General features: G+C 62.3%; 25 protein-coding genes. 20 read left to right on the top strand and 5 right to left on the bottom strand.

Annotated features, from left to right (window positions below; translation table 11 throughout):
• Positions 1-329: 329 nt before the first annotated feature.
• Both ACLH0I_RS10120 and ACLH0I_RS10115 read left to right on the top strand, forming a co-directional pair.
• Positions 330-1,118, top strand: coding sequence for a CPBP family intramembrane glutamic endopeptidase (locus ACLH0I_RS10120; protein ID WP_250962688.1), 789 nt, complete (start codon positions 330-332; stop codon positions 1,116-1,118).
• Positions 1,119-1,195: 77 nt separating this feature from the next.
• Positions 1,196-2,761 carry a methyl-accepting chemotaxis protein gene (locus ACLH0I_RS10115; protein ID WP_411386936.1) on the top strand — a complete coding sequence of 522 codons (1,566 nt, stop codon included), beginning with the start codon at positions 1,196-1,198 and terminating at the stop codon, positions 2,759-2,761.
• Between the two features lie 161 nt (positions 2,762-2,922).
• On the opposite strand, the gene ACLH0I_RS10110 is transcribed toward ACLH0I_RS10115, so the two are convergent.
• Positions 2,923-3,615 (bottom strand): alpha/beta family hydrolase, encoded by a 693-nt coding sequence (locus ACLH0I_RS10110; RefSeq protein ID WP_411386935.1) that lies wholly within the window; start codon positions 3,613-3,615, stop codon positions 2,923-2,925.
• Positions 3,616-3,711: 96 nt separating this feature from the next.
• Between ACLH0I_RS10110 and ccoN (ACLH0I_RS10105) the strand changes: the two genes are divergently transcribed.
• The 18 genes from ccoN (ACLH0I_RS10105) to ACLH0I_RS10020 all read left to right on the top strand — a co-directional run bounded on the left by ccoN (ACLH0I_RS10105) (position 3,712) and on the right by ACLH0I_RS10020 (position 20,386).
• Positions 3,712-5,136 carry a cytochrome-c oxidase, cbb3-type subunit I gene (gene ccoN / locus ACLH0I_RS10105; RefSeq protein WP_411386934.1) on the top strand — a complete coding sequence of 475 codons (1,425 nt, stop codon included), beginning with the start codon at positions 3,712-3,714 and terminating at the stop codon, positions 5,134-5,136.
• A gap of 10 nt (positions 5,137-5,146) precedes the next feature.
• Positions 5,147-5,755, top strand: a complete 609-nt coding sequence (gene ccoO / locus ACLH0I_RS10100; RefSeq protein WP_411386933.1) for a cytochrome-c oxidase, cbb3-type subunit II — start codon at positions 5,147-5,149, stop codon at positions 5,753-5,755.
• A gap of 5 nt (positions 5,756-5,760) precedes the next feature.
• Positions 5,761-5,961, top strand: coding sequence for a cbb3-type cytochrome oxidase subunit 3 (locus ACLH0I_RS10095; protein WP_186705243.1), 201 nt, complete (start codon positions 5,761-5,763; stop codon positions 5,959-5,961).
• Positions 5,958-6,911, top strand: a complete 954-nt coding sequence (ccoP, locus tag ACLH0I_RS10090; RefSeq protein ID WP_411386932.1) for a cytochrome-c oxidase, cbb3-type subunit III — start codon at positions 5,958-5,960, stop codon at positions 6,909-6,911. The genes ACLH0I_RS10095 and ccoP (ACLH0I_RS10090) overlap by 4 nt, the downstream gene beginning before the upstream one ends.
• Positions 6,912-7,392: 481 nt before the next feature.
• Complete coding sequence (gene ccoN, locus ACLH0I_RS10085) at positions 7,393-8,835, top strand: cytochrome-c oxidase, cbb3-type subunit I (RefSeq protein ID WP_053120682.1); 1,443 nt, start codon at positions 7,393-7,395, stop codon at positions 8,833-8,835.
• Positions 8,835-9,443, top strand: coding sequence for a cytochrome-c oxidase, cbb3-type subunit II (ccoO, locus tag ACLH0I_RS10080; protein ID WP_072407855.1), 609 nt, complete (start codon positions 8,835-8,837; stop codon positions 9,441-9,443). The genes ccoN (ACLH0I_RS10085) and ccoO (ACLH0I_RS10080) overlap by 1 nt, the downstream gene beginning before the upstream one ends.
• Positions 9,444-9,448: 5 nt before the next feature.
• On the top strand, positions 9,449-9,634 hold the full coding sequence (locus ACLH0I_RS10075) for a CcoQ/FixQ family Cbb3-type cytochrome c oxidase assembly chaperone (RefSeq protein WP_003183474.1): 186 nt from the start codon (positions 9,449-9,451) through the stop codon (positions 9,632-9,634).
• A complete protein-coding gene (gene ccoP / locus ACLH0I_RS10070) occupies positions 9,631-10,614 on the top strand; it encodes a cytochrome-c oxidase, cbb3-type subunit III (RefSeq protein ID WP_186705245.1) in 984 nt (327 codons plus the stop codon). The genes ACLH0I_RS10075 and ccoP (ACLH0I_RS10070) overlap by 4 nt, the downstream gene beginning before the upstream one ends.
• A gap of 152 nt (positions 10,615-10,766) precedes the next feature.
• Positions 10,767-11,021 (top strand): type II toxin-antitoxin system Phd/YefM family antitoxin, encoded by a 255-nt coding sequence (locus ACLH0I_RS10065; RefSeq protein ID WP_250962680.1) that lies wholly within the window; start codon positions 10,767-10,769, stop codon positions 11,019-11,021.
• Positions 11,022-11,444, top strand: coding sequence for a type II toxin-antitoxin system VapC family toxin (locus ACLH0I_RS10060; RefSeq protein ID WP_411386931.1), 423 nt, complete (start codon positions 11,022-11,024; stop codon positions 11,442-11,444).
• A 301-nt stretch (positions 11,445-11,745) separates the two neighbouring features.
• A complete protein-coding gene (gene ccoG, locus ACLH0I_RS10055) occupies positions 11,746-13,161 on the top strand; it encodes a cytochrome c oxidase accessory protein CcoG (RefSeq protein ID WP_411386930.1) in 1,416 nt (471 codons plus the stop codon).
• An 11-nt stretch (positions 13,162-13,172) separates the two neighbouring features.
• Positions 13,173-13,712: a FixH family protein gene (locus tag ACLH0I_RS10050; protein ID WP_411386929.1), complete on the top strand. Its 540-nt coding sequence runs from the start codon at positions 13,173-13,175 to the stop codon at positions 13,710-13,712.
• A gap of 196 nt (positions 13,713-13,908) precedes the next feature.
• A complete protein-coding gene (locus ACLH0I_RS10045) occupies positions 13,909-16,359 on the top strand; it encodes a heavy metal translocating P-type ATPase (RefSeq protein WP_411386928.1) in 2,451 nt (816 codons plus the stop codon).
• Between the two features lie 24 nt (positions 16,360-16,383).
• On the top strand, positions 16,384-16,602 hold the full coding sequence (ccoS, locus tag ACLH0I_RS10040) for a cbb3-type cytochrome oxidase assembly protein CcoS (RefSeq protein ID WP_003183505.1): 219 nt from the start codon (positions 16,384-16,386) through the stop codon (positions 16,600-16,602).
• Positions 16,595-17,278, top strand: a complete 684-nt coding sequence (locus ACLH0I_RS10035; RefSeq protein WP_250962674.1) for a sulfite exporter TauE/SafE family protein — start codon at positions 16,595-16,597, stop codon at positions 17,276-17,278. Before ccoS ends, ACLH0I_RS10035 begins: the two co-directional genes overlap by 8 nt.
• A gap of 271 nt (positions 17,279-17,549) precedes the next feature.
• A complete protein-coding gene (gene hemN / locus ACLH0I_RS10030; protein ID WP_411386927.1) occupies positions 17,550-18,932 on the top strand; it encodes an oxygen-independent coproporphyrinogen III oxidase in 1,383 nt (460 codons plus the stop codon).
• A 94-nt stretch (positions 18,933-19,026) separates the two neighbouring features.
• Positions 19,027-19,761: a fumarate/nitrate reduction transcriptional regulator Fnr gene (gene fnr / locus ACLH0I_RS10025; protein WP_053120659.1), complete on the top strand. Its 735-nt coding sequence runs from the start codon at positions 19,027-19,029 to the stop codon at positions 19,759-19,761.
• 76 nt (positions 19,762-19,837) lie between these two features.
• The gene (locus tag ACLH0I_RS10020; protein ID WP_003183509.1) at positions 19,838-20,386 is read left to right on the top strand and encodes an adenine phosphoribosyltransferase; all 549 of its coding nucleotides are present in this window, start codon (positions 19,838-19,840) and stop codon (positions 20,384-20,386) included.
• A gap of 127 nt (positions 20,387-20,513) precedes the next feature.
• Here ACLH0I_RS10020 and recR read toward each other — a convergent pair whose 3' ends face one another.
• The 4 genes from recR to dnaX form a co-directional block, all read right to left on the bottom strand.
• The gene (recR, locus tag ACLH0I_RS10015; RefSeq protein WP_003183510.1) at positions 20,514-21,116 is read right to left on the bottom strand and encodes a recombination mediator RecR; all 603 of its coding nucleotides are present in this window, start codon (positions 21,114-21,116) and stop codon (positions 20,514-20,516) included.
• Between the two features lie 66 nt (positions 21,117-21,182).
• Positions 21,183-22,211: an NADP-dependent oxidoreductase gene (locus ACLH0I_RS10010; RefSeq protein WP_411386926.1), complete on the bottom strand. Its 1,029-nt coding sequence runs from the start codon at positions 22,209-22,211 to the stop codon at positions 21,183-21,185.
• A gap of 287 nt (positions 22,212-22,498) precedes the next feature.
• On the bottom strand, positions 22,499-22,837 hold the full coding sequence (locus ACLH0I_RS10005; RefSeq protein ID WP_003183512.1) for a YbaB/EbfC family nucleoid-associated protein: 339 nt from the start codon (positions 22,835-22,837) through the stop codon (positions 22,499-22,501).
• Positions 22,838-22,901: 64 nt separating this feature from the next.
• Complete coding sequence (gene dnaX, locus ACLH0I_RS10000) at positions 22,902-24,977, bottom strand: DNA polymerase III subunit gamma/tau (RefSeq protein WP_250962669.1); 2,076 nt, start codon at positions 24,975-24,977, stop codon at positions 22,902-22,904.
• Positions 24,978-25,026: the final 49 nt, after the last annotated feature.

Genomic DNA, 25,026 nt, shown 5'->3' with positions numbered 1-25,026 from the left:
GCGAATACAAGCCTGGACAAGGACCTGTGGGAGCGAGCTTGCTCGCGATAGGGGCAGTTCAGTCAACATTGATGTTGGCTGATCCACCGCCATCGCGAGCAAGCTCGCTCCCACAGGTTTTATAACTGACTGACTGCTATTTAACAGGCACTGTTTTTGGATCAGCCCGCCTATAATCCCGCCAGCACCCACACAACCGCGCCAGCCAACCGCCAGCCCTTCCTGCGCATGAATCTGCATGGACACAAATGTGCTCTTTGCGCGACACAGTGGCGTCGAAGACCCGACGGCCGCCCTCGCCCAGAGTTCTCCCGCTAAAAGGATGTTGTATGCCCGCTCTATCCTGGCTTCACCTGGCCCTTCTTTCCACCGGCTATGGCTTGGCGCTGCTCTACGGCCAGTTGGCCTGGACCGCGGTCATCTCGGTGGCGCTGCTGCTGTTCGCCGGGTATGCGGTTCGCCAGCAACAAACACCGGTTGGCCAGTTTCTCGGGCATGCGCTGTTCATTGTCATGGCCCTGGCATTGGCCCTGCACTGGATGCCTGGCTTCTTCAACGGCCGGGCCATCGCACCCCAGCGTTTGACTGATGACGCCGTGCCGTTTGCCATGTACCTGAACCAGGACAAGCCGCTGATCGGTTTCTGGCTATTGCTGGCCTGCCCCTGGATCGTCGGCCGGCGCTCACTGCGCCTGTCCGTCCAGGCCACGGCGCTGGGCCTGGGGCTGAGCGCGGTGCTGGCCCTCGGCGGGGCCGTGCTGCTGGGCATGGTCCATTGGGCGCCGAAGTGGCCGGATCACGCTTGGTTGTGGACCGCTAATAATCTTTTATTGGTCACGATCGTGGAGGAAGCGCTGTTTCGTGGCTACATTCAGGGGGGCTTGAGTCGACGCTTCAAACATCTGGCCCAGGGCGACAACCTGGCGCTGCTCCTGGCCTCGCTGCTGTTCGGCCTGGTGCACGCCGGCGCGGGCTGGCAATGGGTGCTGTTGTCAGGCCTGGCGGGCGTCGGTTACGGCCTGGCGTATCGTTTTGGTGGCCTGGGCGCGGCGGTCGCCACGCATTTTCTGCTCAACCTGCTTCATTTCGCCCTCTTTACCTACCCGATGCTGGCGTGATAGCGACAGGCAAAAATAACTTCAACTAAAACCTGACAACGCCGACAACCTTTCAAAGCCTTGCGGATCTACACACCATGCGTAACAACCAACCCGTCACACAACGCGAAAGGACCTTCCCGGCCCAGCAACGATTGATTTCCACCACCGACACCAAAGGTGTGATCACTTACTGCAACGATGCTTTCGTTGAAGTCAGCGGGTATTCGAAGGAAGAACTGATTCGTGCGCCGCACAATCTCGTGCGCCATCCCGATGTCCCCTCCGCCGTGTTCGCGCACATGTGGGGCACACTGAAACAAGGCTTGCCATGGATGGGCATCGTCAAGAATCGCTGCAAGAACGGTGACCATTACTGGGTCAACGCCTATGTCACGCCCGTGTTCGAGGGCAATCAGGTGGTCGGCTACGAGTCGGTGCGGGTCAAGCCCACCGCTGAGCAGATCGGCCGCGCCGAAGCCCTCTATCAACGCATCAACCAGGGCAAGTCCGCAGTGCCGGGCAGCGACAAGTGGTTGCCGATACTGCAGGACTGGCTGCCGTTCATCCTGGTCAGCCAGCTGGGCTTCGTCGTCGGCGCGTTTCTGAATTCTTCCTGGGGCTTTGCCCTGGCCGCCCTGCTGTCGGTGCCCTTGGGGCTGATGGGACTGCAATGGCAGCAACGCGGGATCAAGCGCCTCCTGCGCCTGGCTGAACAAACCACCTCCGACCCGCTGATCGCCCGGATGTACACCGACAGCCGCGGCGTCCAGGCACGCCTGGAGATGTCGATCCTCAGCCAGCAAGCGCGCCTGAAAACCTGCCTGACCCGCCTGCAGGACACCGCCGAGCACCTCAACGACCAGGCTCGCCAGTCCAATACCCTGGCCCACGACAGCTCCAGCGGCCTGGAACGTCAGCGGGTGGAGACCGAACAGGTCGCCACGGCCGTCAACCAGATGGCAGCAACGACCCAGGAGGTCGCCAGCCACGTGCAGCGCACCGCCGATGCCACCCAGGAAGCCAATCGCCTGACCAGCCGCGGCCGCGACATCGCCGGGGAAACCCGCGATGCCATCGAGCGGCTATCGGTGGTGGTGGGTGAGACCGGTCAAACCGTCACCCAACTGGCCAAGGACAGCGACGAGATCGGTGGCGTGGTCGACGTGATCAAAGGCATCGCCGACCAGACCAACCTGCTAGCCCTCAACGCGGCCATCGAAGCGGCCCGTGCCGGCGAGATGGGCCGCGGCTTTGCCGTGGTGGCCGACGAGGTAAGGCAACTGGCGCAACGCACCAGCGAATCCACCGGGCAGATCCACGCGCTGATCGCCAAGCTCCAGCAGACCGCCACCAACGCCGTGCAAACCATGGACGCCGGCCACCGCCAGGCCGAAGAAGGCGTGGCGCGGGTCATGGAAGCGGACCAGGCGCTGGTGGGCATCAGCGAAGCCGTGGCGCATATCACGGACATGACCACCCAGATCGCCGCCGCCACCGAGGAACAAAGCTCAGTGGCCGAGGAGATCAGCCGCAACATCAGCAATATCTCGGAACTGGCCGACCAGACTTCGGGACAGGCCCACAGCTCAGCGCTGCTCAGCGAAGAGCTGACCCGCACGGCCAATACGCAGTATTCGTTGGTGGAGCGGTTCAACCGCTGACTTCGATTGGCAAACTAAAAACCCGGACAGTGAAAGCTTCCGGGTTTTTTGTTGCCTGGGCAGCCGCTATCGCGAGCAAGCTCGCTCCCACAGGGTGTTGTGAACGCCGCAAATCCCGTGTGGGAGCGAGCTTGCTCGTGACGAGGCCATGACAGGCAACATCAATCGCGAGACAGGAACCCGGCCACTTCTCGCGCCGCCGTCTCCAAATGCTGCTCATGACTGAACCCCGATACCTTCAGCGGCTTGAGGTCATGATCCCCCGCCACCAACCACAACACCTCGATGCTCGGTGACAAGGCGTAGCCCTGCACCGCCTCCCGATTACCCAACGCATCCCGCTCGCCCTGGACGATCAAGGTGCGGGTCTTCAATGCCGCCAAGTGCTCGACCCGCGGTCTCTCCGGCTTGCCCACCGCGTAGAAGGGATAGCCCAGGCATACCAGCGCATCGGCGCCCAGCTCATCGGCCAGCAGGCTCGCCATGCGCCCCCCCATGGACTTGCCGCCAATGGCCAGCCGCCCAGCGACATAAGGCCGCACCTTGACGTACACCTCTCGCCAGCATTCGAGCAGCTTGGGCGCTGGGTTCGGTGGACGCTTGCCGCCATCCTGACGCCGCTGGGCCATGTAGGGAAACTCGAAGCGCAACACGTTGACGCCTTGTGCGGCAAGGCGTGCGGCCATTTCCTCCATGAAGCCGCTGTCCATCGGCGCTCCGGCACCGTGGGCCAGGATCAGGGTCGGTGGTTCGGCGCACACCCCGGGCCGCGCGGCCGTCCACAACCAGCCATGTTGCTCCACGCACCGCGCCCATTGATCCCCGTCAATACTGGCCTTGTGCTGTTTGTCCATGCTTGCCTCGCTTTTAGTCTGCCTATAACTCCAGGCGAAGAACGCCGCACTGCCTTGCGCAGGCGCTCACTTCGGCTGAACCGTGGATGGGGAACCATGAACACTTCTATCAGTACCGCCTACAACTACAAGGTGGTCCGCCAATTCGCCATTATGACGGTGGTGTGGGGCATCGTCGGCATGGGGCTCGGGGTTTTTCTCGCGGCCCAATTGGTCTGGCCACAGCTCAACTTCGATTTGCCCTGGACCAGCTTCGGCCGCCTGCGCCCGCTGCACACCAACGCGGTGATCTTCGCCTTCGGCGGCTGCGCGTTGTTTGCCAGTTCGTTCTACTCGGTGCAACGCACCTGCCAGACCCAGCTGTTTGCGCCGAAAATCGCCGCGTTCTGCTTCTGGGGCTGGCAACTGGTGATCCTGCTGGCGGCCATCAGCCTGCCGCTGGGCTACACCAGTTCCAAGGAGTACGCCGAGCTGGAATGGCCGATCGACATCCTGATCACCGTCGTCTGGGTCGCCTACGCCATCGTGTTCTTCGGCACCGTGGCCAAGCGCAACACCAAGCACATCTATGTCGGTAACTGGTTCTTCGGCGGATTCATCCTGACCGTGGCGATCCTGCACATCGTCAACAACCTGGAACTGCCGGTGAGCTGGACCAAGTCCTACTCGGTGTACGCCGGGGCCACGGACGCGATGGTGCAATGGTGGTACGGGCACAACGCCGTAGGCTTTTTCCTCACTGCAGGCTTCCTGGGGATGATGTATTACTTCGTGCCGAAGCAGGCCGAACGCCCGGTGTATTCCTATCGCCTGTCCATCGTCCACTTCTGGGCGCTGATCACCCTGTACATCTGGGCCGGCCCGCACCACCTGCACTACACCGCCCTGCCGGATTGGGCACAGTCCCTGGGCATGGTGATGTCGCTGATCCTGCTGGCACCGAGCTGGGGCGGCATGATCAACGGCATGATGACCCTCTCCGGCGCCTGGCATAAGTTGCGCAGCGACCCGATCCTGCGGTTCCTGGTGGTGTCCCTGGCGTTCTACGGCATGTCGACCTTCGAAGGTCCGATGATGGCGATCAAGACCGTCAACGCCCTCTCCCACTACACCGACTGGACCATCGGCCACGTGCATGCCGGCGCGCTCGGCTGGGTGGCGATGATTTCCATCGGCGCGCTGTACCACATGATCCCGAAAGTCTTCGGCCGGCCACAGATGCACAGCATCGGCCTGATCAACGCGCACTTCTGGCTCGCGACCATCGGCACCGTGCTCTACATCGCCTCGATGTGGGTCAACGGCATCGCCCAGGGCCTGATGTGGCGGGCGGTGAACGAGGACGGCACGCTCACCTATTCCTTCGTCGAAACCCTGGTGGCCAGCCACCCAGGCTTCGTCGTGCGGTTGGCGGGCGGGGCGATCTTCCTCATCGGCATGCTGCTGATGGCCTACAACACCTGGCGCACCGTGCGGGCCTACCAGCCTGCCGAAGCCGCCGCTGCCGCGCAGATGGCCTGAGGAGTCCGCCATGAAACACGAAACAATCGAAAAAAACGTCGGCCTGCTGATGCTGCTGATGGTCCTGGCCGTGAGCATTGGCGGCCTGACCCAGATCGTGCCGCTGTTCTTCCAGGACGTGACCAACAAGCCGGTGGACGGCATGAAGCCCTACACCGCCCTGCAACTGGAAGGCCGCGACATCTACATCCGTGAAGGCTGCGTCGGCTGCCACTCGCAGATGATCCGTCCGTTCCGCGCCGAGACCGAGCGCTACGGCCACTACTCCGTCGCTGGCGAAAGTGTCTGGGATCACCCGTTCCTGTGGGGTTCCAAGCGTACCGGGCCGGACCTGGCACGGGTCGGCGCGCGCTACTCCGATGATTGGCACCGCGCCCACTTGTACAACCCGCGCAACGTCGTGCCGGAGTCGAAAATGCCGGCCTACCCCTGGCTGGTGGCCCAGGCAGTGGACAGCAGCCACACCGAAGGCAAGCTGCGCGCCATGCGCACCCTCGGCGTGCCGTACACCGACGACGACATCGCAGGCAGCGTGGCCTTGCTCAAGGGCAAGACCGAAATGGACGCGCTGGTGGCCTACCTGCAAGTGCTCGGCACTGCCATCAAGAGCAAGAGGTGAGCCTGATGTTCTTTGAAATGAGCACTGGAATGATCCGTGGGCTGGGCACCGTCGTGGTGTTCATCGCCTTCATCGGCCTGATCCTGTGGGTGTTCAGCAGCAAGCGCGGACCGGAGTTCGCCCAGGCGCGCCTGCTGCCGTTCGCCGACGAGCCACCCGCCGATCTCACCCCCCAAGACCCTGCGACAAGGAGTACCCGGCCATGACCACCTTCTGGAGTACGTGGATCTGCGTACTGACCCTCGGCAGCCTCATCGGCCTGACCTGGCTGCTGATCGGCACCCGCAAGGGCGAGACCAAGGGCAGCGTCGACCAGACCATGGGCCACAGCTTCGACGGCATCGAGGAATACGACAACCCACTGCCGCAGTGGTGGTTCCTGTTGTTCGCCGGCACCCTGGTGTTTTCCGTCGGTTACCTGGTTCTCTACCCAGGCCTGGGCAACTGGAAAGGCATCTTGCCCGGGTACGAGAACGGCTGGACCGGCGCCCATGAATGGGAAAAGGAAATGGCCAAGGCCGACGCCAAGTTCGGGCCGATCTTCGCCAAGTTCGCTGCCATGCCCGTGGAAGAAGTCGCCAAGGACCCACAGGCCTTGAAGATGGGTGGCCGCCTGTTCGCCTCCAACTGCTCGGTCTGCCACGGCTCGGACGCCAAGGGTGCCTTCGGCTTCCCGAACCTGGCCGACAGCAACTGGCGCTGGGGCGGCGCCGCCGAGACCATCAAGGCGACCATCATGGGCGGGCGCATGGCGGCGATGCCGGCCTGGGGCGAAGTGCTGGGGGAGTCCGGGGTCAAGAACGTGGCCGCCTATGTTCGCCACGACCTGGCCGGCCTGCCTTTGCCGGCGGACAGCGGTGCCGACCTGCAAGCCGGCCAGCAGGCCTTCAACACCACCTGCGTTGCCTGCCACGGCGCCAACGGCCAGGGCACCGAAGCCATGGGGGCGCCGAACCTGACGCAACCGGCCGGCTTCATCTACGGCACCAGCCTGACCCAGTTGCAGCAGACCATTCGCCACGGACGCCAAGGCCACATGCCGGCACAGAATGAGTTGCTGGGCAATGACAAGGTGCAACTGCTCGCGGCTTACGTCTACAGCCTGTCCCAGGGTGTCGGCACCGAGCGCCTGCAAGCGGAACACAAAAGCGAATAAATCCTGACCACACGAACAGCCGCATTCATCTGGATGCGGCTGTTCCGTGCCCCTGCGCGACTCATTGTCGCACCCTCCCATGGTCTTTCTTTCGGTTCCCCTGAATCAGGTCTAAGCTTGCCTTTGCGTGCGCTGGCGACTGCCGGTTTCAGGTCGATCCGACCCGATGCGTTCGACAATCGTTCGACAAAAAGGCCGCAAAGGCAGGTGAATACCGGCTGTTGCGACAGTTGCCTGGCATCACCCGAACGCCGTGTTCGAACACACCCCGTTACAACCGACCTGACCCCCTCGCCTCTTTCCTTCGTTGCGACATTTTGCCGAGGGCCAATTTTGTCCCTACACCGAACATGGAAAGGCCGCAGAATCAGCTTTGGAAAGCATTGACCCAGGTCATGGCGCGTTGCAATGACCCCCCGCTTTCTCCATACTTGCGACCGATTTTTATCCTAATAAAACACCCAAACCGTGGAACCTTAGAATGAGCACAGCAATCAGTCCGACTGCTTATAACTATAAGGTAGTCCGCCAGTTCGCCATCATGACGGTGGTCTGGGGGATCCTTGGCATGGGGCTCGGTGTCTTCATCGCCTCGCAACTGGTCTGGCCGGAGTTGAACTTCGATCTGCCATGGACGACATTTGGACGCCTGCGCCCGCTGCACACCAACCTGGTGATCTTCGCCTTCGGTGGTTGTGCGTTGTTTGCCACTTCTTACTACGTCGTGCAGCGAACCTGCCAAACGCGACTGATTTCCGACAGCCTCGCCGCCTTCACCTTCTGGGGTTGGCAAGCGGTGATCGTCGGCGCGATCGTGACCTTGCCAATGGGTTTCACCACTACCAAGGAATACGCGGAACTGGAATGGCCCCTGGCTATCCTGCTGGCGATCGTCTGGGTGACCTACGGTTTGGTGTTCTTCGGCACCATCGTCAAGCGCAAGACCAAGCACATCTACGTCGGTAACTGGTTCTACGGTGCCTTCATCGTCGTGACCGCCATGCTGCACATCGTCAACCACGCCTCCCTGCCGGTCAGCTTCTTCAAGTCGTACTCGGCCTACTCGGGTGCGACCGACGCGATGATCCAGTGGTGGTACGGCCACAACGCCGTGGGGTTCTTCCTGACCACCGGCTTCTTGGGGATGATGTACTACTTCGTGCCGAAACAGGCCGAGCGTCCGATCTATTCCTATCGCCTGTCCATCGTCCACTTCTGGGCGCTGATCACCCTGTACATCTGGGCCGGCCCGCACCACCTGCACTACACCGCACTGCCAGACTGGGCACAATCCCTGGGCATGGCGATGTCGATCATCCTGCTGGCGCCAAGCTGGGGCGGCATGATCAACGGCATGATGACCCTGTCGGGTGCCTGGCATAAATTGCGCACCGACCCGATCCTGCGCTTCCTGGTGGTATCCCTGGCGTTCTACGGCATGTCGACCTTCGAAGGCCCGATGATGGCCATCAAGACCGTCAACTCCCTGAGCCACTACACCGACTGGACCATCGGCCACGTACACGCCGGTGCACTCGGTTGGGTTGCGATGATTTCCATCGGCGCCATCTACCACATGATCCCGAAACTGTTCGGTCGTGCGCAGATGCACAGCACCGGCCTGATCAACGCGCACTTCTGGCTCGCGACCATCGGCACCGTGCTCTACATCGCCTCGATGTGGGTCAACGGCATCACCCAAGGCCTGATGTGGCGTGCGATCAACGACGACGGCACCCTGACCTATTCGTTCGTCGAAGCGCTGCAAGCCAGCCACCCTGGCTTCATCGTGCGTGCCCTGGGCGGCGCGTTCTTCGCCAGCGGCATGCTGTTCATGGCCTACAACGTGTACCGCACCGTTCGTGCCTCTGACCCGGCTGAAGCTGAAGCCGCCGCCAAGATCGCCGTAGTTGGAGCTCACTGATGAAGCACGAAGCAGTAGAGAAGAATATCGGCCTGCTGGCCTTCTTCATGGTCATCGCCGTGAGCATCGGCGGCCTGACCCAGATCGTTCCGCTGTTCTTCCAGGACGTGACCAACAAGCCGGTCGAAGGCATGAAGCCGCGTACCGCCCTTGAACTGGAAGGTCGTGACATCTATATCGCCAACGGCTGTGTCGGCTGCCACTCGCAGATGATCCGTCCGTTCCGCGCCGAGACCGAACGCTACGGCCACTATTCCGTTGCCGGCGAAAGCGTCTGGGACCACCCGTTCCTGTGGGGTTCCAAGCGTACCGGCCCGGACTTGGCCCGCGTTGGCGGCCGCTACTCCGACGACTGGCAGCGTGCGCACTTGTACAACCCGCGCAACGTGGTGCCTGAGTCGAAAATGCCGGCCTACCCGTTCCTCGTAGAAAACAAGCTCGACGGCAAAGACACCGCCAAGAAAATGGAAGTCCTGCGTGCCTTGGGCGTGCCTTACACCGACGAAGACATCGCCGGTGCCAGGGATGCCGTCAAGGGCAAGACTGAAATGGACGCGCTGGTGGCCTATCTGCAAGGCCTGGGCACCATCATCAAAAGCAAACGGTGATTTAGATGGATATCGGGATGATTCGTGGCCTGGGCACCGTCGTCGTGATGGTGGCCTTCATCGGTCTGGCGCTGTGGGTGTTCAGCCCCAAGCGCAAGTCGGAGTTTGACGACGCGACCTTGCTGCCGTTCGCGGATGATCCCGAAGCCATCAAGCACGTCGAGCAAGCTTCTAGGAGTAACAAAGAATGACTACATTCTGGAGTCTGTACGTCACAGTCCTCAGCCTGGGAACGATCTTCGCCCTGACCTGGCTGCTGCTGTCGACCCGCAAGGGCCAGCGCAGCGAAGCCACCGAAGAGACGGTTGGCCACTCCTTCGACGGGATCGAGGAGTACGACAACCCGCTGCCGAAATGGTGGTTCATGCTGTTCGTGGGCACCATCATTTTCGCCCTCGGTTACCTGGTGCTCTACCCTGGCCTGGGCAACTGGAAAGGCCTGCTGCCAGGCTATAACTACCTGGACACCGAAAAGCAGACCGCCTTCGCCAACGGCCAGACCGGCTGGACAGGCGTTCATGAGTGGGAAAAGGAAATGGCGCGCTCGGACGCCAAGTTCGGTCCGATCTTCGCCAAGTTCGCCTCCATGCCGATCGAAGAAGTCGCCAAGGACCCGCAAGCCCTGAAGATGGGTGGCCGCCTGTTCGCCTCCAACTGCTCGGTTTGCCACGGTTCCGACGCCAAGGGTGCCTACGGTTTCCCGAACCTGACCGACGCCGACTGGCGCTGGGGCGGTGAGCCGGAAACCATCAAGACCACCATCATGGGCGGCCGTCACGCCGTGATGCCGGGCTGGGCTGCCGTGGTGGGCGAACAAGGCGTGGCCGATGTGGCCGCCTACCTGGTGACCGGCCTGCACGGTCGCAAGCTGCCCGAAGGCGCCAAGGCCGATCCGGCCAACGGCCAGAAACTGTTCGCGGCCAACTGCGTGGCCTGCCACGGTCCTGCCGGCAAGGGCACGCCCGCCATGGGCGCACCTGACCTGACGCATCCAGCGGGGTTCATCTACGGTTCGAGCTTCGCTCAACTGCAGCAGACCATCCGCTACGGTCGCCAGGGCCAGATGCCGGCCCAGGCCGACCTGCAAGGCAACGACAAGGTCCACCTGCTGGCGGCCTATGTCTACAGCCTGTCTCACGGCGAAAAGGCTCCGGCCGCTGACGCCCAGTAAGACAAGTCGCTGATACACGAAAGGCCCCGCCAATCCGATTGGCGGGGCCTTTTTGTTACAGCAGAAAAAACCTGGGCAAAGCTGTTGCGCTTGCGGCCTATCCATACCAGTAGTAACGTGCCTACATTCGAACTAAACATGAGGGCACGCCCATGTCCATAACCACCCTCTCCAGCCGTGAATTCAACCACGACACAAGTGGTGCCAAAAAAGCCACCCGCGAGGGGCCGGTGATCATCACCGACCGTGGCAAGCCGGCCCATGTGCTGCTAAGCATTGAGGAGTACCAGAAACTGACCGGCCTCGGCACCAGCATTGTCGAGTTGCTGGTCATGCCCGATGCGCCGGACATCGACTTCGAGACCGAGCGCGCCGTCATCACGCCTCGCTCGGTGGACCTGTCCTGAATGTTTCTACTCGATACCAATGTTATTTCCGAACTGCGCAAATCCCAGGCAGACAAGAACGTCCAGGCCTGGGCGCGCAGCGTTCCCGCGCCCAGCCTGTACGTATCGGCGATTACCGTATTGGAGCTGGAAACCGGTGTACTGCGCTTCGAACGCAAGGACCCGACGCAAGGCAGCCGCTTGCGGGCCTGGCTGGATGATCATGTGCTGCCGGCCTTTGCTGGCAGGATCCTGGCCGTGGACCGTGCCGTCGCGCTGCGCTGCGCTCGTCTGCATGTGCCTGACCGCAGCAATGAATGTGATGCATTGATCGCTGCGACCGCGCTGGTCCATGGGTTGACCGTGGTGACCCGCAACGTGAGTGATTTCCAGAGCTGCGGCGTGGCGCTGCTCAATCCGTGGTCACCCGTCCCAGGCGCGTGAGACGGCATGCGCTCCCACTGGGGGGTTGTAGGAGCTGCCGAAGGCTGCGATCTTTTGATCTTTCATTTGATGGGGAAAGATCGCAGCCTCGCTTCGCTCGGCAGCTCCTACAATAGTCAATTGATCTGGATCATGACTTGTTACATCCGCTACACCATTCGACCCAGACGCCCAACGCGACCAAAGGTCGCACCCTTGAGCCAGAGCGACAGGCGTATCATTGCGCCACTGCAACACCCTTTCTGACCGAGGTCGGCACGTACTGGCCCCGGCACTTTTCCACTGCCGTGGGATGCAATTGATGAGCAACCAGATTCCGGTACATGACGTTACCCCGCCTGCCAAGGACGCTAACAAAAGCGTCGACCTGTATGCCTCTCGGGAAAAAATCTACACCCGCGCCTTCACCGGCCTGTTTCGCAACCTGCGGATGGTGGGCGGAGCGCTCCTGTTCCTGCTGTATTTCGGTACGGTCTGGTTGAACTGGGGCGGCCATCAGGCCGTCTGGTGGAACCTGCCGGAACGCAAATTCTTCATTTTCGGGGCGACGTTCTGGCCCCAGGATTTCATCCTGCTTTCCGGGATGCTGATCATTGCCGCGTTTGGCCTGTTCTTCATCACGGTCTATGCCGGACGGGTGTGGTGCGGCTATACCTGTCCACAAAGCGTGTGGACCTGGATCTTCATGTGGTGCGAAAAAGTCACCGAAGGTGACCGCAACCAGCGCATCAAGCTCGACAAGGCGCCCATGGGTGCCAACAAATTCCTGCGCAAGTTCGCCAAGCACAGCCTGTGGCTGCTGATCGGTTTCGTCACCGGTGTGACCTTCGTCGGTTACTTCACGCCGATCCGCGAACTGGTGTTCGAGTTCTTTACCGGCCAGGCCGATGGCTGGTCGTATTTCTGGATCGGCTTCTTCACTCTCGCCACCTACGGCAACGCCGGCTGGCTGCGTGAACAGGTGTGCATCTATATGTGCCCTTACGCGCGTTTCCAAAGCGTGATGTTCGACAAGGACACCTTGATCGTGTCCTACGACCCGCGTCGTGGTGAAAGCCGTGGCCCGCGCAAGAAGGGCGTGGACTACAAGGCCCTGGGTCTTGGCGACTGCATCGACTGCACCATGTGCGTCCAGGTCTGCCCCACCGGCATCGACATCCGCGACGGCCTGCAGGTCGAGTGCATCGGCTGCGCGGCCTGCATCGACGCCTGCGACAACATCATGGACAAAATGGATTATCCCCGCGGCCTGATCAGCTACACCACCGAACACAACCTCTCGGGGCAGAAAACCAATAAACTGCGCCCACGCCTGATCGGTTATGCGCTGGTGTTGCTGACGATGATCAGCCTGCTGGCGGCGGCGTTCTTCATGCGCTCGCTGGTGGGGTTCGATGTCAGCAAGGATCGCGTGCTGTACCGCGAAAACGCCGAAGGCCGGATCGAGAACGTCTACAGCCTGAAGATCATGAACAAAGACCAACGCGACCATACGTACATCCTGGACGCCGTTGGCCTGCCCGACCTCAAGCTGCAAGGTCGCCGGGAAATCAAGGTCGCGGCCGGCGAGATCTACAGCCAGCCGGTCGAGCTGTCCAGCGCACCGGAACAACTGCCATCGAGCGCCAACGAGGTGACGTTCATCCTCAAGGACGCCGATGACGAAAGCGTACATATCGAAGCCAAGAGCCGGTTCATCGGCCCACAAACTCGTTGAGAGAAATGAACATGCCTGCAGCAACTGCCACCAGCCCTTGGTACAAGCACCTCTGGCCGTGGATCATCATTGCGATCCTGAGCTGTTCGGTGACACTGAGCCTGACGATGGTGACCATTGCGGTGAACAACCCCGACAACTTGGTCAATGACAACTATTACGAAGCCGGCAAGGGCATCAACCGCTCGCTGGAGCGCGAATTGCTGGCCCAGACCCTGCAACTGCATGCCAATGTGCAACTGGATGACGTGACCGGCGAAGTCAACCTGCGCCTGAACGGCGACAGCCGTCCCCAGACCCTGGAACTGAGCCTGATCTCGCCGACCCAACCGGAGAAGGACCGCAAGATCGTCCTGACCCGCAACGACAGTGAGCCGGGGCGCTACGTCGGCCAGTTGACGGACAAGATCGAAGGCCGGCGCTTTGTCGAATTGCTGGGGATGGAGCACGACAAGACCTGGCGCCTGTTCGAAGAAGAGCAGATCAACCACGACCAGGCCATCCTGCTGGGCGATGAACCGCTGCAAGGCGCTGAAGACCTGAAAAAATAAGCTGCTGTTGTGGCGAGGGAGCTTGCTCCCGCTGGGCTGCGAAGCGGCCCTGAAGCCTGAGTCCCGGCGCTATCAGGCTCCATCGTGTCGGCTGCTTTGGGCCTGCTACGCAGGCCAGCGGGAGCAAGCTCCCTCGCCACAAAAAGCGCCCTCACTTGTAGCAAGCTCCTTCCACAAAGGCCTTCATGCGATACCCATGACCACTCCACAGCCCTGCTACCACTGCGCCCTGCCCGTTCCCCCCGGCAGTCGCTTCACCGCCGTTGTCCTCGGTGAAACCCGCGAGCTGTGCTGCCCGGGCTGCCAGGCGGTGGCCGAAGCCATTGTCGCCGGCGGCCTGGAAAGTTATTACCAGCATCGCAGTGAAGCATCGGCCAATCCTGAAACCTTGCCCGTCCAGTTGACCGATGAACTGGCGCTGTACGATCGCCCTGACGTACAGCAATCATTCGTGCGCCATGAAGGCGAACTGGCCGAAACCACCCTGTTGATGGAAGGCATCAGTTGCGCCGCCTGCGGCTGGTTGATCGAAAAACAGCTGCGCAGCCTGCCGGCCGTGGCCGAGGCGCGGTTGAACCTGTCCAACCATCGCCTGCATGTGCGCTGGGCCGATGCCCAATTGCCGCTGAGCACGCTGCTCGCCGAATTGCGCCAGATCGGCTACGTAGCGCACCCGTACCAGGCCGACCAGGCCTGTGAACAACTCGCCGCACAAAACCGCCTGGCCCTGCGCCAATTGGGCGTGGCCGGCCTGTTGTGGTTCCAGGCGATGATGGCGACCATGGCCACCTGGCCGGAATTCAACATCGACCTGAGCCCGGAGATGCACACCATCCTGCGCTGGGTCGCCCTGTTTCTCACCACGCCCATCGTCTTCTACAGCTGTGCGCCGTTCTTCAAAGGTGCCATGCGCGACCTGCGCACCCGCCACCTGACCATGGACGTTTCGGTGTCCCTGGCCATCGGCAGCGCCTACATAGCGGGTATCTGGACATCGATCACCGGCGTCGGCGAGTTGTACTTCGATGCCGTGGGCATGTTCGCCCTGTTCCTGCTGGCCGGCCGTTACCTGGAGCGCCGGGCCCGGGAGCGCACGGCGGCCGCCACCGCCCAGCTGGTCAATCTGTTGCCGGCCTCGTGCCTGCGCCTGGCGGATGACGGCCAGAGCGAACGTATCCTGCTCAACGAATTGCGCACCGGCGACCGGGTGCTGGTACATCCCGGGGCGGTCCTGCCGGCCGATGGCAAGATCCTTGAGGGTCAATCCAGCATCGACGAATCGCTGCTGACCGGTGAATACCTGCCACAGCCTCGGCAAGTGGGCGATGCGGTCACCGCGGGCACGCTGAATGTCGAAGGCGCCTTGACCGTCGAAGTGCTGGCCCTCGGGCAAGACACCCGGCTGTCGGCCATCGTGCGTCTGCTGGAGCGGGCCCAGGCCGAAAAACCGCGACTGGCGGAAATCGCCGATCGCGCCGCCCAATGGTTCCTGTTGTTCTCCCTGGTCGCGGCTGCGGCTATCGGCTTGCTGTGGTGGCAACTGGACGCCTCGCGGGCCTTCTGGATCGTCCTGGCGATGCTGGTCGCTACCTGCCCCTGCGCGTTGTCCCTCGCCACGCCGACCGCCCTGACTGCGGCCACCGGCACCTTGCACAAACTTGGCCTGCTGCTGACGCGCGGCCATGTGCTGGAGGGCCTGAATCAGATCGACACGGTGATTTTCGACAAGACCGGCACCCTCACCGAAGGCCGCTTGGCCTTGCGCGCCATTCGGCCACTGGCGGGCCTCGACAGCGATCAGTGCCTGGGCTTGGCCGCGGCCTTGGAAAACCGCTCGGAACACCCCATCGCCCGGGCGTTTGGCCGCGCGCCGTTGGCCGCCGAGCAGGTGCACAGCACCCCGGGGCTGGGGCTGGAAGGCCAAGTGGCGGAACAGCGCCTGCGCATCGGCCAGCCCGGTTTTGTCTGCGAGCTGAGTGACGCCCCCGTACCGCAAATGCCGGAGGAAGCCGGGCAATGGCTGTTGCTAGGCGATGAGATCGGGCCGCTGGCCTGGTTCGTCCTCGATGACCGCTTGCGCGTCGATGCCCCGGCCCTGTTGGCGGCCTGCAAGGCACGAGGCTGGCGAACGCTGCTGCTGTCGGGCGACAGCTCACCGATGGTCGCCAGTGTCGCGGCCGAGCTGGGCATCGATGAGGCCCGCGGCGGCCTGCGTCCAGACGACAAGCTGGCGGTGTTGCAGCAGCTACACCAACAAGGCCGCAAGGTGTTGATGCTCGGCGATGGCGTGAACGATGTGCCGGTCCTGGCGGCGGCGGACATCAGTGTCGCCATGGGCTCGGCCACCGACCTGGCCAAGACCAGTGCCGACGCCGTGCTGCTGTCCAACCGCCTCGAGGCCCTGGTCCACGCCTTCAGCCTGGCCCGACGCACGCGCCGGGTGATCGTCGAGAACCTGATGTGGGCAGGGCTGTACAATGGCCTCATGTTGCCGTTCGCCGCCCTCGGCTGGATTACGCCGGTGTGGGCCGCGGTCGGCATGTCCATCAGTTCGTTGACCGTGGTGTTGAATGCCTTGAGGCTGACCCGCCAACCGAAGGCGCAGGTGTTCGCCGCCACGCCCGATACCCGTCCGCTGCCGGCCTGAGCCGCGCGGACATGGAGTTCCGACATGCCAGCTCTCTACGTGATGATTCCGGCCGCGCTGCTGATCGTGGCCATCGCCGTGTACATTTTTTTCTGGGCCGTGGACAGCGGCCAGTACGACGATCTCGACGGCCCGGCCCACAGCATTCTGTTCGACGACCAGGACCCGAACCACAAGGCAGCGGTGGACGAAGCCAGTGGCGAGGCCCGCAAGCCGGACGACAAGGCCCCGCCCCATGCTTGACCTGGCGCCATTGCTGGTATCGGCGGTCATTCTTGGCCTGCTCGGTGGCGGCCATTGCCTGGGCATGTGCGGTGGCCTGATGGGCGCCCTCACCCTGGCGATCCCCAAGGAACAGCGCAGTCGGCGCTTTCGGTTACTGCTGGCGTACAACCTGGGGCGGATCCTGAGCTACGCCACCGCTGGGCTGCTGATCGGCCTGGCGGGATGGGCCGTGTCCAACAGCCCGGCCGCGATGATCATGCGGGTGCTCGCCGGCTTGCTGTTGATCGCCATGGGCCTGTACCTGGCGGGCTGGTGGAGCGGCCTGACCCGCATCGAAAGCGTGGGGCGTGGCTTGTGGCGGCACATCCAACCCGTCGCCAACCGCTTGCTGCCGGTGTCGAGCCTGCCCCGGGCCTTGCTGCTCGGCGCCCTGTGGGGCTGGCTGCCGTGCGGGTTGGTCTACAGCACCCTGCTCTGGTCCGCCAGCCAGGGCAATGCCTTGGACAGTGCCTTGCTGATGCTTGCCTTCGGCCTGGGCACCTGGCCGGTGCTGCTCGCCACCGGCCTGGCCGCCGAGCGCATCACCGCCCTGTTGCGCAAACGCAGCGTGCGGATGACCGGCGGGTTGTTGGTGATGGTCTTTGGCCTCTGGACACTGCCGGGGCCGCATCAGCATTGGCTCATGGGGCATTGATGATGTCAGTCCAGACAACTCAAAACCCTGTGGCGAGGGAGCTTGCTCCCGCTGGCCTGCGAAGCAGGCCCCAACACTCCTCAGGTAGAACGCATTAGCTGATATTGCGACTGCTGCGCAGCCGAGCGGGAGCAAGCTCCCTCGCCACGGTTTTTGAGTTGTCTGGACTAACATCATCGACAGCTCCGATGCGCCGTTGACGCAAATCAAAACAGCCTCGCCCACAGCCCCCTAGACTCGCCCCATGCCAGCCTATCCGGGGAACACCCGCATGCTCGACGCCATCCGTTGGGACTCAGACCTGATCCGCCGCTACGACCTGGCGGGACCACGCTACACCTCATACCCGACTGCGGCGCAGTTCGGCGGCCAGGTGGGCACCTTCGACCTGCTCCATGCCCTGCGTGACAGCCGCAAGGCCCGGCGGCCGCTGTCGCTGTATGTGCACGTACCGTTCTGCGCAAACATTTGCTACTACTGCGCCTGCAACAAGGTCATTACCAAGGACCGGGGCCGCGCCCACGCCTACCTCCAACGCCTGGAACAGGAAGTCCAGCTGATCGGCTGCCACCTGGACCCGACCCAGCGCGTCGAACAATTGCACTTTGGCGGCGGCACCCCGACGTTCCTCAGCCATGACGAACTGCGGCAATTGATGGCCTCGTTGCGCAAGCACCTGAACCTGCTGGACGACGATTCCGGCGACTACAGCATCGAGATCGATCCCCGGGAAGCCGATTGGTCGACCATGGGCTTGTTGCGTGAACTGGGTTTCAATCGGGTCAGCATCGGCCTGCAAGACCTGGACCCGGCCGTGCAACGCGCCGTCAATCGCCTGCAAAGCCTGGAAGAAACCCGCGCGGTGGTCGAGGCTGCCCGGACCTTGCAGTTCCGTTCGATCAACATCGACCTGATCTACGGGCTGCCCAAGCAGACTCCGGACAATTTCGCCCGCACCGTCGAAGAAGTGATCCACTTGCAACCGGACCGCCTCTCGGTGTTCAACTACGCCCACCTGCCGGAACGCTTCATGCCGCAGCGGCGCATCAACAGCCAGGACTTGCCAAACCCGGAGCAGAAGCTGGCGATGCTGCAAGGCACCATCGAACAGTTGACCGCCGCCGGCTACCGCTACGTCGGCATGGACCACTTCGCCCTGCCCGACGACGAGCTGGCCATCGCTCAGGAAGAGGCCACGTTGCAGCGCAATTTCCAGGGCTACACCACCCATGGCCATTGCGACCTGATCGGCCTCGGCGTGTCCGCCATCAGCCAGATCGGCGACCTGTACTGCCAGAACAGCAGTGACCTGAACCATTACCAGAACACCCTCGCCGACGGGCAACTGGCAACCAGTCGAGGACTGACCTGCACGGCCGACGATCGGTTGCGACGTGCGGTGATCCAGCAATTGATCTGCCATTTCCACCTGGCGTTCGCGGACATAGAGCACCGTTTCAATGTCGATTTTCGCGGTTACTTCGCGCCGCTGTGGCCGCAATTGCAGGCCATGGCCGAGGATGGGCTGATCGAGTTGGATGACACCCACATCCGGGTATTACCTGCTGGGCGCCTGCTGGTGCGATCCGTGTGCATGGTGTTCGATGCCTATTTGGAACAGCACAATCGCCAACGTTTCTCCCGGGTCATTTGAGCGCGACAATTTGACGAGTCAACCGCACTGGCCGGAGCGTCTGCTCTGGGGTACCCTTACGCCTTATGTGTGATTTCCCACAAGGATTTAAGAAATGTCCGAGCCAGTCAAACTGCGCGCCCACAACCAGGCCCATTGCAAGGATTGCAGCCTGGCCCCCCTCTGCCTTCCACTTTCGTTGAATCTGGAGGACATGGACGCGCTGGACGACATCGTCAAACGAGGCCGCCCGTTGAAAAAAGGTGAATTCCTGTTTCGCCAGGGCGACGCGTTCGATTCCGTCTATGCCGTGCGCTCGGGCGCCTTGAAAACCTTCAACTTGAGCGACGGCGGCGAAGAACAGCTCACCGGTTTCCACTTGCCCAGCGAACTGGTGGGCCTGTCGGGCATGGACACCGAGACCCATCCGGTCTCGGCCCAGGCGCTGGAAACCACCTCGGTGTGCGAAATCCCCTTCGATCGCCTGGACGAGCTGGCCATACAGCTGCCGCAACTGCGTCGCCAGTTGATGCGAGTCATGAGCCGGGAAATCCGTGACGATCAGCAGATGATGTTGCTGCTCTCGAAAAAAACCGCCGACGAGCGGATCGCCACGTTCCTGGTCAACCTCTCGGCACGCTTCCGCGCCCGCGGGTTCTCGGCCAACCAGTTCCGCCTGAGCATGTCGCGCAACGAAATCGGCAACTACCTGGGCCTGGCGGTGGAAACCGTGTCCCGGGTATTCACGCGTTTCCAGCAGAACGAGCTGATTGCCGCCGAAGGCAAGGAAATTCACATTCTCGACCCGATCCAGCTCTGCGCCCTGGCTGGCGGCTCGATCGACGGCTGATGAACCTGCGCGGCTGAGGGATTGGCCTCGCCGCGCTATACTGCCGCGTTTGCAGCCCTGCCAGGACACCTCGACGATGGTCTTTGACTCCTTCGACATCAAATCCCTGATCCGCCCCGTGATCGACTTCCCCAAGCCCGGCGTGATCTTTCGCGACATTACCCCACTGTTCCAATCCCCGACCGCCCTGCGCCTGGTCATGGACAGCTTTGCCCACCGCTATGTCGAGGCTGAGTTCACTCACATTGGCGCAATGGATGCTCGCGGCTTCCTGATCGGCTCGATCCTGGCCTATCAGTTGAACAAGCCACTGGTGTTGTTCCGCAAACAAGGCAAGCTGCCGGCCGACGTGCTGGCCGAGGGTTACCAGACCGAATACGGTGAAGCCTTCCTTGAAGTGCACGCCGACAGCCTGTGCGAAGGTGATTCAGTGGTGATGTTCGATGACCTGATCGCCACCGGCGGCACGCTGATCGCCGCCGCCAACCTGATCCGCCGCATGGGCGCCAAAGTCCACGAAGCCGCGGCGATCATTGACCTGCCGGAACTGCTCGGCTCCCAGCGTCTGGAAGACATGGGGATCCCGACGTTCTGCCTGACGCAGTTTTCCCTTAGCGAGAAATAATGGTCGAGTAAGCCTCCTGTGGGAGCGAGCTTGCTCGCGATAGCGATGGATCAGCCAATATCTATGCTGGCTGACACACTGTTATCGCGAGCAAGCTCGCTCCCACAGGGGTTATATGTTGTGGCTGTTACAAGGCGATCGGCTTACGCCCCGCAAACGAATGCGCCAGCGTCCCGCCGTCCACCAATTCCAGCTCCCCACCCAGCGGCACGCCGTGGGCGATACGGGAGGCGACCAAGCCTTTGTTGCTCAGCAATTGGGCGATGTAGTGGGCGGTGGCTTCGCCTTCGACCGTCGGATTCGTGGCGAGGATGACTTCCGTGAACGTGCCCGCCTCTTCGATCCGCGCGATCAACTGTGGGATGCCAATGGCTTCAGGCCCCAAGCCATCGAGCGGAGACAAATGGCCCTTGAGCACGAAATAACGGCCACGGAAACCGGTCTGCTCCACCGCATACACATCCATCGGCCCCTCCACCACGCAGAGCAGGCTGTCGTCGCGACGCGGGTCGGCACATTGCGGGCAGAGGTCGTCTTCGGTGAGGGTGCGGCATAAACGGCAATGCCCTACGCCCTCCATGGCCTGGCTCAGGGCCTGGGCCAAGCGTGAACCGCCACTGCGATCACGCTCAAGCAATTGCAACGCCATGCGCTGGGCAGTTTTCTGACCTACACCCGGCAACGTTCGCAGGGCATCGATCAGTTGGCGAATCAAAGGGCTGAAGCTCATGGAGGAAATGTCCGACATAACAACGAGACGCGGTTTATACCCGCGCCTCCGATTAGCGTCAAATACTCAATCCTGCGCGACCCGCACCACCAACTTGCCGAAGTTGCGCCCTTCCAACAGGCCGATAAACGCCTGTGGCGCATTTTCCAGGCCGTCGACCACGTCCTCGCGGAACTTGACCTTGCCATCGCGCACCCAAGGCGCCATGGCACTGACGAACTCCGGCTGACGGTCACCGTAGTCGTCAAACACAATAAACCCCTGGATCCGCACGCGCTTGGTCAGCAAGGTGCGCTGCAGTTGCGGCAAACGATCCGGACCACTCGGCGCCTGATGATCGTTATAGGACGCGATCAGGCCACAAAGCGGGATTCGTGCCTTGGCGTTGAGCAACGGCACGACGGCATCGAAGACCTTGCCGCCGACGTTTTCGTAATAAATGTCGATGCCCTTGTCACAGGCCCGCGCCAATTCCTCGGCAAAATTGGCGCTCTTGTGATCGACACAGGCATCAAAGCCCAGCTCGTCGACCACGTACTCGCATTTCTCGCTGCCGCCCGCGACGCCGACCACCCGCAGGCCCTTGATTTTTGCCACCTGGCCGACCACCGAGCCCACGGCACCCGAGGCTGCCGCGACCACCAGGGTTTCCCCGGCCTTGGGCTGGCCAATGTCCATCAGCCCCATGTAGGCGGTCAGGCCCGGCATGCCCAACACCCCCAGGGCCATCGACGGACTGGGTAGCCCGGAAGGAATGGGCATCACGTTGCGCCCGTCACTGATGCTGTGGGTTTGCCAACCCGTAGCGCCAACCACCAAATCGCCCTCATGGAATTTCGGGTGCGTCGAACGCTCCACGCGGCTGACAGCGCCGCCGGTCATCACCTCATCGATTTCCACCGGAGCAGCGTAGGAAGGCGCATCACTCATGCGCCCGCGCATGTAGGGGTCCAAGGACAGGAACAACGTCTTGAGCAGGATCTGTCCCTCTGCCAGATCCGGCAGTGTCACATGTTCAAGACGAAAATTTTCAGGGGTGGGCGCACCTTGGGGACGGGAGGCCAGGACAATGCGCTGGTTGGAAATCGATGACATGGAGGCGTCTCCTTGTTCGTTGAGCGGACACGTATAGGAAGCAGACCATTGCCGAGGGGGCGGCGTTCGATGTTTGTTCGGTTGGACCGCAGTGACCGCATCGCGAGCAAGCTCGCTCCCACAGTGGACTGTGGTGAATACAAGATTTGTGCTCACTCATGAACCCTGTGGGAGCGAGCTTGCTCGCGATAGCGGCCTGACATCCACCGAAGTATTTGGACCAGAAACAAAAATGCCAGGCGCGATGCCTGGCATTGTGTGTAGCCCATCCCGACCGGGATGGCGAATCAGAACGGCAGTTTCATGCCCGGCGGCAATTGCATGCCTGCCGTCATGCCGGACATCTTGTCCTGGCTGTTGGCTTCGATCTTGCGCACCGCGTCATTGACGGCGGCGGCGAACAGGGCTTCGAGCATTTCCTTGTCGTCTTCGCTCAGGCCTTCGACCACGCTTGGGTCGATGCTGACGCGCTTGATGTCATGGCGACCGGTCATGACCACGGTCACCATGTCGCCGCCGGACTTGCCGGTGACTTCGGCGTTGGCCAGTTCTTCCTGCATCTTGGCCATCTTTTCCTGCATCTGCTGTGCCTGCTTCATCAGGCCGGCCATGCCACCTTTCATCATGGGAATCACCTCGAAAGTACTTGGATAAACAACGCACCCGGCCCGTTCGGCCCGGCGCCTTCAGTTATGAGCCCTGGGTGACCGGGGCCTCGACAGGTTCGATAGTATCGTGACGGACCACGGCGCCGAACTGTTGCATCATCTGCTGGATGAATGGATCGCCGTGGATCGACTCCTCGGCTTCGCGCTGACGGTCGGCACGACGGCGGGACGCGGCCTGGGCCGGGGTCTCCTGCTCGGGCTTGATCAGCTCGATGGTCAACGTCAGGTTACGCTGGTGGTACTGGTTCAGCGCATCGTTGAGGCGACGCTGCTGGGTCGCGTTGAACAGTGCACTGTGTGCCGGATCCAGGTGCAGCAGCCAGTGGTCGCCTTCCACCGCCATCAGCGTGCAGTTGGCGGCGATGCTGCCGGTCATGCCGCTGATCGGCAATTTAGGGAACAGTTCCAGCCATTGCAGGGCCAGGCCTGTGGCTGGCATCGCCGCCGGTTCGGGCTCGGGCTCCGGGGCCGGTTCAGCGGCGTGCTCGCTGGCCAGGTCATCCAGATAGCTATAGGCCGAATCCATGTCCGGCTCGATGTAGTCCTCGTCCAGCGGCGGCTCGTCGTCCAGGTCGATGCCCGGCGTGGCGACATCGACATCGGCCACCGTCGGCTCGGGCACCGGCGCGGCCACCCACTCTGGCGCATCGGGCACCACGCTGTCGGGCGTTGGCAGCGGCATTGGCGGCAACTCAGGCTGCTCGGCAACGGTTTCCAATACGGGCTCGACGACCGGCTGCTGGACAACTTCCGGCTCGACCGGGTCATTCCACGGCAGGTCGATGACTTCTTCAACAACGGGCTCGGGCAGCGCCTCGACGACCGGTTCGGGTTCCGGCTCAGGCGTCGCGACAACAGGCGCCGGCATCGGCTGGGCGACAGGCACCACCGCGGCCGGAGCCGAAGCCACTGCCGGCGCAACGACAGGCGCGGCAGCCACTGGCTTGGCGGAATCAGCTGTGGCTTGGCTGATCCCCACTGGCTTTAGCGCTTGCCTCGGCGCATCCGCCGTGTCGGCTGGCCGGAACGCCAGCATTCGCAACAGGACCATTTCGAAGCCGCCGCGCGGATCCGGCGCCAGGGGCAGATCGCGCCGGCCGATCAAGCCCATCTGGTAATAGAACTGCACGTCTTCGGCCGGCAGCGCCTGGGCCAGGGCCAATACGCGGTCACGGTCGCCGTGGCCGTTGTCGACGCCTTCAGGCAGGGCCTGGGCGATGGCGACACGGTGCAGCACGTTGAGGATTTCCGAGAGCACGCCATTCCAGTCCGGGCCCTGCTCGGCCAGGTGACGCACCGCCTCGAGCAGCGCCTTGGCATCGCCTTCGATCAGCGCATGCAAGACGTCATAGACCTGGCCATGGTCGAGGGTGCCGAGCATGGCCCGGACATCGGCGGCCATGACCTTGCCTTCACCGAAGGCGATGGCCTGGTCGGTCAGGCTCATGGCGTCACGCATCGAACCATCGGCGGCGCGGCCCAGCAGCCACAGCGCATCGTCTTCGAACGGGACGTTCTCGACACCCAATACGTGGGTCAGGTGCTCGACCACCCTTTCCGGCGTCATGTTCTTCAGGGAGAACTGCAGGCACCGCGAGAGAATCGTTGCAGGAAGTTTCTGCGGATCGGTGGTCGCCAGGATGAACTTGACGTAGGGCGGCGGTTCTTCAAGGGTCTTGAGCAGCGCATTGAAGGAATGGCTGGAGAGCATGTGCACTTCGTCGATCAGGTAGACCTTGAAGCGCCCACGGCTCGGCGCGTACTGCACGTTGTCGAGCAGTTCGCGGGTGTCCTCGACCTTGGTGCGGCTGGCGGCGTCGATCTCGATCAGGTCGACGAAGCGGCCCTCATCGATTTCCCGGCAGACCGAACACTCGCCGCAAGGCGTCGAGGTGATGCCGGTTTCACAGTTCAGGCACTTGGCGATGATCCGCGCGATGGTGGTCTTGCCCACGCCCCGGGTCCCGGTGAACAGGTAGGCATGGTGCAACCGCTGGCTGTCCAAGGCATTGATCAGAGCCTTGAGCACATGGGTCTGGCCGACCATTTCGCGGAACGAGCGCGGACGCCATTTACGTGCAAGAACCTGATAACTCATCGAAAACCGTCGCAACGAAGGAACATAAGCGGCTAATGCTAGCGGAGCA

The sequence above is a fragment of the Pseudomonas sp. MPB03 genome, from assembly GCF_046605385.1.
Classification (GTDB): Bacteria; Pseudomonadota; Gammaproteobacteria; order Pseudomonadales; family Pseudomonadaceae; genus Aquipseudomonas; species Aquipseudomonas zanjanensis.
Note: the sequence above shows the minus strand (reverse complement) of the source record. Positions and strands in the feature narration are given on the sequence as shown.